The sequence below is a fragment of the Marinobacter iranensis genome (assembly GCF_029207565.1).
Lineage (GTDB): Bacteria > Pseudomonadota > Gammaproteobacteria > Pseudomonadales > Oleiphilaceae > Marinobacter > Marinobacter iranensis.
The window spans coordinates 260,893-272,756 of record NZ_JANCMW010000004.1; the positions used below are offsets into that span (position 1 = coordinate 260,893).

Here is an 11,864-nt window from a genome sequence, read left to right on the forward strand (position 1 = left end):
CGGCCCTGATAAGCCCCCTTAACATCATCACCACTGTTTACCGATCCTTTTTGCTCTCGTCATCATCGTCGGGTTCACCCTCATCGTCGAGCGCCCCTTGTTCATCCTCGGTATCCGGCAAGTCATCAAACTCGGACAGATCGAAATCCTCAAGGCCGAATTCGTCGTCGCCTTCTTCAACTTCCGTATCCGCCACCGGTATCTCGTCTTCCGGAAGCTCTAGTTTCTGATCCTCGCTCTCATCTTCCCGAATTTCTTCATTGGGTTCCGGCTCAGGCGGTTCTTCCGGCTCAGGCTCAGCGACAGGAATCTCTTCCTCTTCAGCTGCTTCTTCTGCAACCACCGGGGGCTCTTCGTCCGGTTCCTCCTGCTCCGGCTCCGGCTTCTTCCGTCGCATGACCAGGAATACGGCTCCGGCAATGACAATCAACCCAAGCCCTCCCGCTGCTGCCATCATCCATACGGGGATAGCGGACGCATCATCGCTCTCACTGGCAGGCGATCCTTCCTGTTCAACCGCCGTGTCATCTACCGGTTGTTCTTCAGCCGGCTCCGGCTCGGGTTGGGGTTCCTCTGCCTGGCTTATATCGATAGGGCCGGGTTCAGCGGCCGGTGGCTCCGCCTCATCCGGGGCCGGTTCTTCCTGAACGACTTCTTCAGCCTCATTTACCGGGTCGGTGGGCGCGGCCAGTCCCTCGGGCAAAACATAACGGGTGGCGGCACTGAAACGCCGGGAAAAGGTCTGGCCGTCGGCGACAACACTCAGTTGATATTCACCGGCATCCGGCAGGCGCGTAATGGTATCGGTATACACACCGTCTTCCGGTGGTTGATCAGTGGAGAGTGTCTTACTGCCACTACGCCCGTCGTCAGACGTTAATGTGACACTTACGTCGATAACGCCCAGGAAATCGGGGTTCTCGATTTTCTGGTCTTCCTCGAAGAACGCCACCTGCAGGGATATGGGCTCACCCTCCGTGAAGGTGGGAGGAATCGGGCTCACCACCATTCGCAGGTCGCTGACGACAGTCACACGGCTGCCCTTGCCCAGTTCACCGTTGATCTTCCAGTCACCGGCTTCCGGTCCAGTGACCGTAATCAGGTCGTACTCCGTTTCCCGGACCCAACGCATGCCATCGATAACGGATTCAGGAGTAGCTTCCGTTCCTCCGGGGGTGACCAACGCGAGCTCACGATCAGCGGGAGATTCGTCGCCAGCGCGGAAAATCAGCGCGGTAAACTCCTCCACGCCGTCGTCCACCGTGAACCCTTTACCCTCAATAGGAATCTGTTGCTGCGGAACAGCCGTGTTCAGTGCCTCCAGAAAGGCGAGGGTCAATGCGTCGGCGGAAGCCGCCAGGGAATAGCTGCCGCCGGTCTCGTCCGCCAGCGCCTCCAACAGGCCCAGGTCTGCGTCCCGGGAAAGCGCTACTGTGTGTAGGGTGGCGCCACGGGCACTCAGTTCTTCAAGCAACGGGCCTAGAATCCGCTCGCGCTCCTGTTCGTTGGCGCCGGCGTCCGCGGAGATATCCACTTTGCCGTCGGTCAACAGGATGAAATCGGTATTGGAGAGGTCCTCGGTACCCAGCAGGTAGGGATCACTGGCCACCCGGATTGCCTCACCCAGGTTGGTCCGAAGGGCAACGGAATTAATCTCATCGGAGCGAGTGATTGCCAGGCCGCGCCAGTCATCGCTGACTTCGCCGTGGGGAACCAGCATGTTCACATACTGGCCAAAGGTCCACACCCCGGCGCTGGCGCCTGCGGGCAACATTCGCGCCAGCAGTCGGACAGCGGGACGACGAAGGTTGTCCGGATCATTGGTTTTCATGGAACCGGAAATGTCCACGATAATGCGAACATCCGCGCTATCCGGCATTTCCAGTGCAGGCGCCTGCTGCGCAGACACCGTGAAAGGCATGAGGAGAAAAATGACAGGCAGACAGGTAAGAAGTCTTCGCATCAGGGCTCCGGCAACAGGTCGGTTCAGGAAGGTTTCAGCGTTTCACCAGCCGGTATCTGACAAGGTCGAGAATCCAGACCAGCACCATGACCAGAGACGCAATACCCAGGTTTACGAACGCACGGCCCGCCTCACTGGCATTACCGAGTATGGATTCATAACCACCGTGCAACCAGGCGGGCATCCACCAGCCCGCAACCTCGCTGGACTCCACCGGTGTCAGCAGGATGACGATCAAAGCGGCCTGCAACAGGGTGCGAATGGCGTAAACCGGGATAACCCGGAACAAACGGGACGTGGTATAGAAGAAAATCACAAAGGCAACCGCGTAAAGTACCCAGAATATTCCGTAAGCGAAGTTCGTTTCAGCGTCTATCATCAAAGGATCCAGTGAATAATGTGTTCTTCCCAGTCATCTTCCGGCACATCGGCTTCCGACATTACCCTGTTGCGAACCGACACACCGGCTTCATGAACAGTTTGGGGGTCGCCCGAACGCAGAGGGTGCCAATCCGCCAGTGCGCGGCCTTCCGCCAGTGTACGATACGCGCAGGTATATGGCAGCCAATGGTAATCGTTCAGTGTATCCGGTGTCAGTACAGTGCACGCAGGTACTTTTTGCAGCCGCTCGGAATACACGGTGCACTGGCACGTGTTCTGATCCATGTAACGGCATGCCAGGTCAGTGTAGTAGACGTCGCCGGTGTCCTCATCTTCAAGCTTGGCCAGACAGCATTTGCCACAGCCGTCACACAGGGATTCCCATTCCGTTTGCGTCATCTCGTGCAGACGCTTGCGCTGCCAGAACGGAATCTCCGCAATCATTCCCGGCTCTGCTCCGGCTTACGCCGAAAATCCACCACGTAGCCACTGGATTCTTCCGGCATCTGCAGGAAAAAGTCCTTGTCGACAATGGCATCCAGCACCTGCTTGCCGGTGGTCCGCGCCAGTTTTCGCTCCGGGGTAATGACCAGGTCCATTGCATGTACGGGCTGGCCGAAAATGCCCCGCAAGCTCTCGGGCAAGTCGTCCCAGGCCTGGCCACGGCGGACATAGACGTACGTATCCAGCTTCTTGCTGCTGCGAAACACCGATACAAAGGTTTTCTCGGTCATGATTTCAATAATTCCTCAATGGGTTCCCGCACGGGTTCCAGCGTCTCGCGGCGCCACCCCTCCTCGAACAAGCCGGCGGCGAGGTTCCGGTGTTGCACCACGGCTTCAAGGCGCTTCCTGGGGGCCAATAGTTCCACCGGTATATCCCGGGCTTCCGCTGCATGAATCATGTGTCGCTTGAGCTGCTTATAAAACATCTGGTCCTGGCGGCTCAGGGGCGGCGCAATGGTTTCGATACCGGAATTATCCGCTGTGGACGCATTCGCGACCATTTCAATGATCGTTTCGCCGTATCGCCGAACCACTGGCGAAGGCAGGCCCTGGATGTTCGACAGTTCGCGAACGGAACCGGGCAGTTTCTGGGCAATGGCAATCAACAACGGGTCGGCCACAACCCGGTTTCTGGGCCGGTTCCTCAAACGTGACTCATTTTCCCGCCAACGCACCAGATCTTTCAACACGCCTTGCTGTTGACGGCTCAGCGTCCATCCACCGCGCAACTTCAGGTAGTGGGTGTCAGGGTTGTCCTGGGAAGCCAGTTCTTTTGAGAACCGGGCCGACTCGTCCGCCAGGGCAGTTTCCAGGCCCCGTTCCCGCAAGCGTGCGATCACCCAATGGTACATGGGAACCAGAAAGCGAATGTCGTCCAGGGCATAGCGTTCCTGGGCTTGCGAAAGCGGGCGCGAGACCCAGTCCGAGCGGGTGGCGGACTTATCCAGGGATTCGCCAAACAGTGTTTCCACCAGCCGGGCGTAGCCCACGGAAAAGCCAGCACCAGCCAGCGCCGCGCCTATCTGGAGGTCAAGCACGCCTTCCGGATCCAATTGCAGCCAATGGCGGAAGAGTTCGAGGTCTTCACTCATGGCATACAACAGTTTGGGGACGTCCGGGTCCGTCAGCAGTTGGCGAAACCCCTGGGACGACTCTGCAACCGAAGGATCCACCAGGCAGAAGTTCTCTCCCAGCCCCAACTGGACCAGGCCCGGAATCGGGAAGAAGGTATTCACCCGCTCAAATTCTGTATCAAGCGCAAGCGGCTGGCCCTTGCCCTGGGCAATCCAGTGGTCAAGGTCGCCCGGCTCCCGAATCCAGGTAACAGTCTCGGAAGCCGCAGGAACAACTGCGGCCGGGTTGTTGGAATCCATAAAAAGGCCCGGTCAGTTTATTCGGTCAGGGGTTTGCGGCCACGGAAGGCATGGGTCAGGGTGAAGCCGTCCACGTAGCCCAGTTCACCACCCACGGGAATACCATGGGCAAGGCGGGTAATCAGGATATTGCGGCCATCCAGTCTGTCGGCGATATAGTGGGCTGTTGCCTCACCCTCCACCGTGGGGTTGGTCGCCAGGATAAGTTCGGTCACCCCTTCCCCGTGAATCCGTTTCAACAGGCGTTCGATACCGATTTCCTCGGGGCCCACGCCATCAATGGGCGACAGATGCCCCATCAACACGAAATAGCTGCCGCGATAGTCGCCAGCCTGCTCTATGGCCAGTAGATCGGAAGGGCTTTCAACCACACAGAGGGTGCCGGTACGGCGCTCCGGGTTCTCACAGATATTGCAGGTAGGTGTATCGGCAAAGTTCTGGCAACTCTCGCAACGCCGGACACCAGTCATGGCACGATCCAGCGCATCAGACAGGCGCGCGCCACCGGAACGCCCACGTTCGAGCAGATGGAACGCCATTCGCTGTGCTGTTTTCTGACCGACACCCGGCAGACAGCGCAGTGACTCCACCAGCTCATCCACCAACGGACTAAAAGCCATCAGCAATCCTCGTCAGAAAGGCATCTTGAAGCCGGGAGGCATGCCCATACCGGACATCATGCCGGACATTTTGTCTTTCTGGTTTTCCTCGACGCGGCGAACGGCATCGTTGATGGCCGCCGCCAGAAGGTCTTCGAGGACTTCCTTTTCTTCGCTCAGCAGGGAGGGATCGATGTCCACCTTCCGTACATCGTGGCGACCGTTCATGGTCACCTTCACCAGGCCCGCACCGGACTCGCCGGTTATCTCGGCCTTGGCGGCCTCTTCCTGGGCCTTCTTCATCTCTTCCTGCATCTGCTGGGCCTTTTTCATCAGATCGCCCATATTGTTCATCATGCTCACCTTCTCCAGAGTTGCATCATACAGGGCTACTACGTCCGTAGCCGTTATCCAGACTTGGCCTGATGCGGCGGCCGGATACTGTTTTCGACTACCCGTGCCTCGAATCGTTCAACGATAGACTGCACCGCCGGGTCGTTACGAATCGCTTCTTCGGCCGCCTTCTGGCGTGCCTGGCGCTGGCGCTCTTCCCATGCGGCCGGTGTTTTCCCGCCGGCATCGCCCTGCTCTACACGAAGTGTGATGGTGTCGCCGAACCGATTCCTCAATGCCTCAACGATTTTTTCTTCATGGCGGGCGTTCAGTAGCCGGGCATGGCCCTCATCAATGGTCAGTACGATTTCATCGCCATTACGGGTCATGGCAGCGTTACTGGCCAGGTTTCCCGGCATGCCGACAATCCCGAGGTTGCGGAAATCCCGCTCCCAGAAAAATTCATCGGTGGCCGGCGGCTCTTCAACACGCTCCGGCTCCGTCGCCACTGGTTCCTCCGCTTGCGGAACGGTGGGCTGGGGCGGCGGTTGTTCGGGCTCCGGCTCGGAAACATAGTCCTCGCCACCGGCTGCTTCCGCCGCCTCATCCAGGATTGCCAGCCAGGCATCATCGTTTTCCACCGGTGGAGGGCCTGCTTCCGGTTCCTCTGCAACAGCTTTGGACGCAATCTCTTCAGGCACCGCTTGCTCAGGCTGTTCAGGCTCTTCAGGCACAGCCTGTTCAGGTTCTTCAGACGCAGCTTGCTCGGTGACAGGCTCAGAGGGCTGTGCTTCCGGCGCTGCCGGGCCAGGTTCAGGGTCCTCCCGTGACTCCTGCACCCCCTGCCCGGACGACGAACCACCGGAGGCTACCGCCGGCGGCTCGCGGCGATCCGCTCCCGGCCGGAATGCCAGCATGCGCAGCATGGTCATTTCAAACCCCATGCGCGCATCCGGTGTAACCGCCAGGTCTTTGCGGCCCATCAGCGCGGCCTGGTAAAACAGTTGCGCGTCTTCAGCACTCAGCCGGCGCGCCAGGGATTCCACCTGGGCGGCATCCCCCAGGGCGTTGTCGACGCTCCCCGGCACCACCTGTTCCATGGTAACCCGATGAAAGAGCGACAGCAGGTCCGCCAGGATAACGCTGTAATCCGGCGCGAAATCGGAAATGCGGCTGATCTCGGAGAGCAGAGCCGGCCCGTCGTTCTCCACTAACGCATCGACCAGGTTCTCGATGTCGCTCTGGTCGATGGTACCCAGCATGTTGCTGACATCGCTGCCGCTGAGTTTCTGGTTACCAAAGGCTATGGCCTGGTCCGTCAGGCTTAGCGCGTCCCGCATACTGCCATCAGCGGCCCGGGCCAGCAGCCAGAGGGCCGGCTCTTCAAAGGGAATGCCTTCCTGCGTCAGCACATGCCGCAAATGCCCGGCAATATGCTCCGGCGTCATCCGCTTGAGATTGAACTGCAAACAGCGGGACAGCACGGTAACAGGCAGTTTCTGGGGATCGGTGGTGGCCAGCAGGAACTTGACGTGCTCCGGGGGCTCTTCCAGCGTTTTGAGGAAGGCATTGAAAGACTGGTTGGTCAGCATGTGCACCTCGTCAATGAGGTACACCTTGAAGCGGCCACGGGTCGGTGAGTACTGAACGTTGTCGGTCAGCTCCCGCATGTCGTCCACACCGGTTCGGGAGGCAGCGTCGATTTCGATCAGGTCAACAAAACGGCCTTCCTGGATTTCCTGGCAACTGGAGCAGGTGCCACAGGGCGTGGCGGTAACGCCGGTTTCACAATTCAGGCAACGGGCCAGCAGGCGGCCAATGGTGGTCTTGCCCACACCCCGGGTACCGGTAAACAGATAGGCGTGGTGCAGCCGCTGGTTATCCAGGGCGTGGATCAAAGCCTGGAGCACATGCTCCTGGCCGACCATATCTTCGAATGTCCGGGGGCGCCACTTACGGGCAAGTACCTGGTAGCTCATGTTCCGCCAACTACAGTCAAAAAAACGGGCTTAACCTTAGCATGCCCACGGCATGATAAGAAGCAGATCGGGCTTCGAAAAACAGCACTGGCAGGGCATCGATTCGACGGTCAGCGGTGCACCGAAGCCATGCCGGCCGCCAACTCCGCCTCAAGCCTCTCCATGATCTCAAGATGCCCCGGTGTGCTTCGGGACACCACGAACGCGAGGCGGGAGGTCATTAACTCGGACCGCACCAGCCCTTCCACCGGCTCCTCCTCAAGCACCTCGCTCGTTGGCTCAACGTATGCCAGCATATAATCACCTCGCCCCAATTCCAGCATCTGCATACCCGACCGGTGCCCGGGCGTGGTATGGGTTTCGGTATTTTCGTCGTCCATCAGGTGATCGATCGCCCCGAGGTAGGTATAGCCTGCCATGAGAATGAGATGGTTGCCGGCCAGATCGTCAAAACTCTTAACCGGTGGAGTATCGTCAAAATGGTAAGCTGCCAGGGTAAGGTTTCCGATCGGGACACTGGATTCCACCACTGAGGCCTGGATATGCGGCAGCCCGCCAAGCCCGGCCCAAAAATCAATCTCACCACTTTCAAGGAATAGGTAGATTCGCCCAATGGGCAACTCCTGCCACCTAAGGCTATAGCCAGCGTTCGCGGCAACCTGCTCACTGAGCTTTATGTAATAGCCAACTGGATTGCCATTGTCATCGGTGTATGTCAGCGGAGGAAAATCCACATAGGCAGCACGCAGAACGCGGTGCTCCCCCATTTCCGGCTCGCTCGCGACGGGGAAACTGAGTGCCAGGGAGGCAAGAGTAATGATACTGCACAGAAACCTGTTCATAGAACTCTGAGCCCATGTCTGGCGGCCAATCAATAAAGGTTGATTGCAAGCGTGTCTTTAATCATGAGCAGGGAATGGAGATTTGTAAAATGACGGTTTTGAGATGTTCGAAGGAATAATCGGAGGCAGGAACAAATGAGAGAATAAGGAAAATCTGGGGGTGACTCCATCAGCGACACTCCGGCACACAAGTCCACCGCTTCGGCTGCTCCCTTCCGGGCCTGACCGGGTTCACGGTTTATCGTTGCGGAGGCACCAATGGAGCCACCATAACGGGCTTCGGGGCCAAATCCCTCAAAGCGGCGCGCATATTAGCAAAAGGGTCCCAGCACTACAATGGCAACGGCACTTCATCACAGCGAAACCAGCAGGCAACGCTGTAACGGGTGCGATTGGCAGGCAAAACCTCGTGGGGGATTTCCTCACTCATGAACAGCGTCATCCGCCCCTCCTGCGGCAACACGGTGCCACAGACTTCGTTCTCGTTTTCGCGATTGTAGACCCGCAACACCCCGCCATCTGTTTGCTGCCAGCTTTCATTGAGGTAGAGAACCAGGCTGACTACCCGGGACGCCCTACCCCGGAAACTGTCCACGTGGCGACGGTAGAAGTCACCACTATGATAAGTGGCGTAGTGGGCCTCAAAACGCTTGAGGCCGAGGAACAGCCGCTGGTTCAGACCCAGCCTCACCGATTCGAAAAAGGCGAACAATTCAGCCTGAACCGGCGTCACTCCCTGCAACCACGCGATCTTGTCCCTGCGCACGGAACGATCCGTAAGCAGGCCCGAACCGCGGCCCACCCCGGCTTTCCTGAGCGCTTCGGTACGGTCCAGTATCTGTACTTCACCGCGCAGGCCTCGCAACAGCTCCGTACTTAAACGGCAACCCGCATCCAGTGTCATCCAGCCGTGTTCCGTCAGGCCATCGGCGAGCTCATCCAACCATTGATCACCGGCAAGGGGCGACGCCGTCTGATCAATATCGATCGACAAGGTCTCATGGATGGGGGCAACTGACTGATCAATCATTAATCAAACTCCGACTGTGACGGTCGATTTTAAGACGGTTTCTCGCCGTAAAGACAGTTTTAATTTACCCTGAGAGTAAGGACATGCCGTAACAGATACCTGTATTCCTCCACCAACGATATAAAGCAGTAACGAGGCACCAAGTGACATTGAAACCCGGGCACTGGTCGTTTACCCGCTGGGCAACCATCGGGCAGCTGGAAGCCATGGAGGTACATCACCCCTTGTTCCGCGCCCGCCTGTTTTTGCAGGGCGCCCACCTTACCCATTTTGCGCCCCACAACGAGCCTGACTGGGTCTGGATGAGTGACTCCGCGCGGTTTGAACCAGGCCGGGCGATCCGTGGCGGCATCCCCGTTTGCTGGCCCTGGTTCGGGATACCCGAAAAGAATCCACCGGAAGTGCGCCGGCGGATACTCACCGATGCCTCCCATGGTTTTGCCCGTACAGCTGTCTGGAAACTGGAAGACGTGAGGGAAACGGCACACGATGTTGAAATCAGCTTGTCCCTGAACGCCAACAGTGATTTTGCCGACGCCTGGCAAGGCCGTGCCCTACTACTGATGACATTCAGCTTCTCAATCCGGGGCTGCCAACTGGTTTTGACAACCACCAATCCCGGGCTTGAGCCGCTGGCATTCACCCAGGCACTCCATACCTATCTGCCAACCGCGGACATTTCGCGAACCCGGGTCCGGGGTCTGGAACGCTGCGGATACGTGGACTCGTTGAAAGACTGGAGTTACCACACCCAGGAAGGCCTGATCCAGTTTGACGGCGAAACCGACCGCATCTACGAAAGCGGCGGGCCATTAGTTGTTGAAACTCCGGCAGGAAACCGAAAGATCACAGCCATTGGCAGCGACTCCACCGTCGTATGGAACCCAGGCCCGGAGAAGGCAGCACGCTTGTCGGATTTTCCCGACACCGCCTGGCAGTCCATGCTGTGCGTGGAAAGCGCCAATGCCCTTGGCGACTACCGGGTGCTTAATGAAGGCCAGAGCCATACCCTTGGCGTTATGATTGGAAGAGTATAGGAACTCAGGGAGCCCACATGGGTCTAGCATCGATTCTGAAATCCAGGCTGATTCCGGCGGAGCTGGAGAACCACATCAATCGCATCCGTAAACCGATTGGTTCGCTGGGGTATGATCCCTGGGGCTACAACAACGAGGTCATGAAGTACGGCTTCTCCCTCACCCGCCAGATCTATGAGAAGTATTTCCGGGTGGAAGCCACCGGCGTTGAAAAGATACCGGCTGACGGCCCTGTCTTGATCGTTCCCAATCACAGTGGCCAATTGCCGATTGATGGCTTGTTGATCGCCTACGCCCTCGCCTCCCGCAAGGAGAAGCCCCGCATCCCACGGGCAATGATCGAACGCTTTTTCCCGACCGTACCCTACCTGGGCAACCTGCTGAATGAGTTTGGAGCGGTTCTTGGCGACCCCACCAACTGCGCCAAGATGCTGGCCAATGGTGAAGCCGTCATCGTCTTCCCCGAGGGGGTGCGAGGGTCTGGCAAGCTGTACCAGGACCGCTACCAGCTCAAGCGGTTCGGCAACGGCTTCATGCACCTTGCAATGAAATACAAGGCGCCCATTGTTCCGGTGGGTGTTGTGGGATGCGAGGAAACCATTCCCGCTATCGCCAACATCAAACCCCTGGCGAGATTCCTGGGAATCCCCTATGCGCCCCTGGCCATGCCTTTGGTGTTGCCCGCCAAGGTACACCTGAACTTTGGCGACCCCATGGTCTTCGATGACCTGGAAATACCCGAAGAGCAGGTAACGGAGCGGGTGGAACAGGTGAAAGCAGCCATTAGCGAGCTGATTGACACCGGACTGAGCGAAAGGAAAAGGCTGTTCTGATGGTTGAGGTTGAGAAAAGCAGACCCCAGATTCTTGTGACAGGTGCGGCCGGTGCCCTGGCCCAGCAGGTTATTGGCCGCCTGCGGGAAGACTGCGACCTCGTAGCCGTCGATTTTCGTGAACAGGTCTACCTGGGTGACGACATCCCCAGCTATTGCATTGATTTCAACAAGCGGTCTTTCGAGGACCTGTTCCGGCGTTACCAGTTTGACGGCGTAATCCACCTGGGTCGCATCATGTCGAGCCAGCTCACCCGCATGCGCCGATACAACGCCAACGTGCTGGGCACCCAGAAGCTGCTCGACTTGAGCCATAAGTACGGCATCAAGCGAATGGTCGTGCTGTCCACGTTCCACGTTTACGGCGCGGTAGCCTACAACCCGGCGCTGATTGATGAGGAGGCGCCTCTGAAAAGCGCAGGGCTAAGCGCTGACCTGATCGACTCCGTGGAACTGGAGAACCTGGCCAACATCTACCTGTGGCGCTATCCGGATCTGAACATCACCATCCTGCGACCCTGCAACATCGTGGGGCCGGGGGTACGCAATTCCATCAGCACCCTGCTTGGCATGGAACGGGCGCCGGTACTGGCCGGCTTTTCACCGATGATGCAGTTCATTCATATCGACGATATGGCCGACGCTATTGTGCTGGCATACAACAAGCCGCAGAGAGGCATCTTTAACGTGGCACCGCAGGACTGGGTGGCCTACCAGCACGCCCTGAAACTCTGCGGCTGCAAACGTATTCCCATACCGTCTATTCCACCGATTCTACCTCGTTTAATACTGCGCACCCTGAACTTGCGAAGTTTTCCTTCGTATCTGATGCACTTTTTCAAGTATCCTGTAGTCATTGACGGCAGAGCGTTTGCCCGGGAGTTCGAGTTCAGCCCCAGGCGCCCGCTGAAAGAAATTTTCCGGTTCTACCGGGAGAACAAGAAGCCGGTGTAAACGGCACATAATCAAATACGGTGCCGTTATGGAGA

The 11,864-nt window shown here is 58.1% G+C and carries 13 protein-coding genes and 1 other RNA gene; 3 read left to right on the forward strand and 11 right to left on the reverse strand.

All coding sequences use genetic code 11. The features are described 5' to 3' along the window. Nucleotides 1–37: 37 nt before the first annotated feature. From NLU14_RS09360 to NLU14_RS09410, 11 genes are all read right to left on the reverse strand, one after another. On the reverse strand, nt 38–1,963 hold the full coding sequence (locus NLU14_RS09360; RefSeq protein WP_275705963.1) for a hypothetical protein: 1,926 nt from the start codon (nt 1,961–1,963) through the stop codon (nt 38–40). Nucleotides 1,964–1,997: 34 nt separating this feature from the next. Then, nucleotides 1,998–2,342: a hypothetical protein gene (locus tag NLU14_RS09365; RefSeq protein ID WP_275705964.1), complete on the reverse strand. Its 345-nt coding sequence runs from the start codon at nt 2,340–2,342 to the stop codon at nt 1,998–2,000. After that, nucleotides 2,342–2,788, reverse strand: a complete 447-nt coding sequence (locus NLU14_RS09370) for a YcgN family cysteine cluster protein (protein WP_275705965.1) — start codon at nt 2,786–2,788, stop codon at nt 2,342–2,344. The genes NLU14_RS09365 and NLU14_RS09370 overlap by 1 nt, the downstream gene beginning before the upstream one ends. Continuing rightward, complete coding sequence (locus NLU14_RS09375; RefSeq protein WP_275705966.1) at nt 2,785–3,078, reverse strand: YcgL domain-containing protein; 294 nt, start codon at nt 3,076–3,078, stop codon at nt 2,785–2,787. Before NLU14_RS09375 ends, NLU14_RS09370 begins: the two co-directional genes overlap by 4 nt. Continuing rightward, nucleotides 3,075–4,223, reverse strand: coding sequence for a ribonuclease D (locus NLU14_RS09380; RefSeq protein WP_275705967.1), 1,149 nt, complete (start codon nt 4,221–4,223; stop codon nt 3,075–3,077). Before NLU14_RS09380 ends, NLU14_RS09375 begins: the two co-directional genes overlap by 4 nt. A gap of 17 nt (nt 4,224–4,240) precedes the next feature. Continuing rightward, nucleotides 4,241–4,843: a recombination mediator RecR gene (recR, locus tag NLU14_RS09385; protein WP_275705968.1), complete on the reverse strand. Its 603-nt coding sequence runs from the start codon at nt 4,841–4,843 to the stop codon at nt 4,241–4,243. Between the two features lie 12 nt (nt 4,844–4,855). Continuing rightward, complete coding sequence (locus NLU14_RS09390; RefSeq protein ID WP_250091179.1) at nt 4,856–5,179, reverse strand: YbaB/EbfC family nucleoid-associated protein; 324 nt, start codon at nt 5,177–5,179, stop codon at nt 4,856–4,858. 50 nt (nt 5,180–5,229) lie between these two features. Then, on the reverse strand, nt 5,230–7,134 hold the full coding sequence (dnaX, locus tag NLU14_RS09395; protein ID WP_275705969.1) for a DNA polymerase III subunit gamma/tau: 1,905 nt from the start codon (nt 7,132–7,134) through the stop codon (nt 5,230–5,232). Between the two features lie 110 nt (nt 7,135–7,244). Continuing rightward, nucleotides 7,245–7,976, reverse strand: a complete 732-nt coding sequence (locus NLU14_RS09400; RefSeq protein ID WP_275705970.1) for a substrate-binding periplasmic protein — start codon at nt 7,974–7,976, stop codon at nt 7,245–7,247. 164 nt (nt 7,977–8,140) lie between these two features. Beyond that, an RNA gene (gene ffs, locus NLU14_RS09405) (signal recognition particle sRNA small type) lies at nt 8,141–8,237 on the reverse strand. 70 nt (nt 8,238–8,307) lie between these two features. After that, nucleotides 8,308–9,006, reverse strand: a complete 699-nt coding sequence (locus tag NLU14_RS09410) for a 2OG-Fe(II) oxygenase (RefSeq protein WP_275705971.1) — start codon at nt 9,004–9,006, stop codon at nt 8,308–8,310. Between the two features lie 143 nt (nt 9,007–9,149). Between NLU14_RS09410 and NLU14_RS09415 the strand changes: the two genes are divergently transcribed. The 3 genes from NLU14_RS09415 to NLU14_RS09425 are packed head-to-tail and all read left to right on the forward strand — an operon-like array spanning nt 9,150 to nt 11,829. Continuing rightward, entirely contained in the window at nt 9,150–10,043 is an 894-nt protein-coding gene (locus tag NLU14_RS09415) for a D-hexose-6-phosphate mutarotase (RefSeq protein WP_275705972.1), read from the forward strand. A gap of 17 nt (nt 10,044–10,060) precedes the next feature. Next, nucleotides 10,061–10,876 (forward strand): lysophospholipid acyltransferase family protein, encoded by an 816-nt coding sequence (locus NLU14_RS09420; RefSeq protein WP_275705973.1) that lies wholly within the window; start codon nt 10,061–10,063, stop codon nt 10,874–10,876. Further along, complete coding sequence (locus NLU14_RS09425) at nt 10,876–11,829, forward strand: SDR family oxidoreductase (protein ID WP_275705974.1); 954 nt, start codon at nt 10,876–10,878, stop codon at nt 11,827–11,829. The genes NLU14_RS09420 and NLU14_RS09425 overlap by 1 nt, the downstream gene beginning before the upstream one ends. The last annotated feature ends 35 nt before the right edge of the window (nt 11,830–11,864 follow it).

Excerpts from the sequence above, each read along its gene's own strand:
- NLU14_RS09425 (WP_275705974.1), top strand. The coding sequence starts at position 10,876 with ATGGTTGAGGTTGAGAAAAGCAGACCCCAGATTCTTGTGACAGGTGCG.
- NLU14_RS09360 (WP_275705963.1), bottom strand. The coding sequence starts at position 1,963 with ATGCGAAGACTTCTTACCTGTCTGCCTGTCATTTTTCTCCTCATGCCT.
- NLU14_RS09365 (WP_275705964.1), bottom strand. The coding sequence starts at position 2,342 with ATGATAGACGCTGAAACGAACTTCGCTTACGGAATATTCTGGGTACTT.
- NLU14_RS09390 (WP_250091179.1), bottom strand. The coding sequence starts at position 5,179 with ATGATGAACAATATGGGCGATCTGATGAAAAAGGCCCAGCAGATGCAG.
- NLU14_RS09420 (WP_275705973.1), top strand. The coding sequence starts at position 10,061 with ATGGGTCTAGCATCGATTCTGAAATCCAGGCTGATTCCGGCGGAGCTG.
- NLU14_RS09380 (WP_275705967.1), bottom strand. The coding sequence starts at position 4,223 with ATGGATTCCAACAACCCGGCCGCAGTTGTTCCTGCGGCTTCCGAGACT.
- NLU14_RS09370 (WP_275705965.1), bottom strand. The coding sequence starts at position 2,788 with ATGATTGCGGAGATTCCGTTCTGGCAGCGCAAGCGTCTGCACGAGATG.
- recR (WP_275705968.1), bottom strand. The coding sequence starts at position 4,843 with ATGGCTTTTAGTCCGTTGGTGGATGAGCTGGTGGAGTCACTGCGCTGT.
- NLU14_RS09410 (WP_275705971.1), bottom strand. The coding sequence starts at position 9,006 with ATGATTGATCAGTCAGTTGCCCCCATCCATGAGACCTTGTCGATCGAT.
- NLU14_RS09400 (WP_275705970.1), bottom strand. The coding sequence starts at position 7,976 with ATGAACAGGTTTCTGTGCAGTATCATTACTCTTGCCTCCCTGGCACTC.
- NLU14_RS09375 (WP_275705966.1), bottom strand. The coding sequence starts at position 3,078 with ATGACCGAGAAAACCTTTGTATCGGTGTTTCGCAGCAGCAAGAAGCTG.
- dnaX (WP_275705969.1), bottom strand. The coding sequence starts at position 7,134 with ATGAGCTACCAGGTACTTGCCCGTAAGTGGCGCCCCCGGACATTCGAA.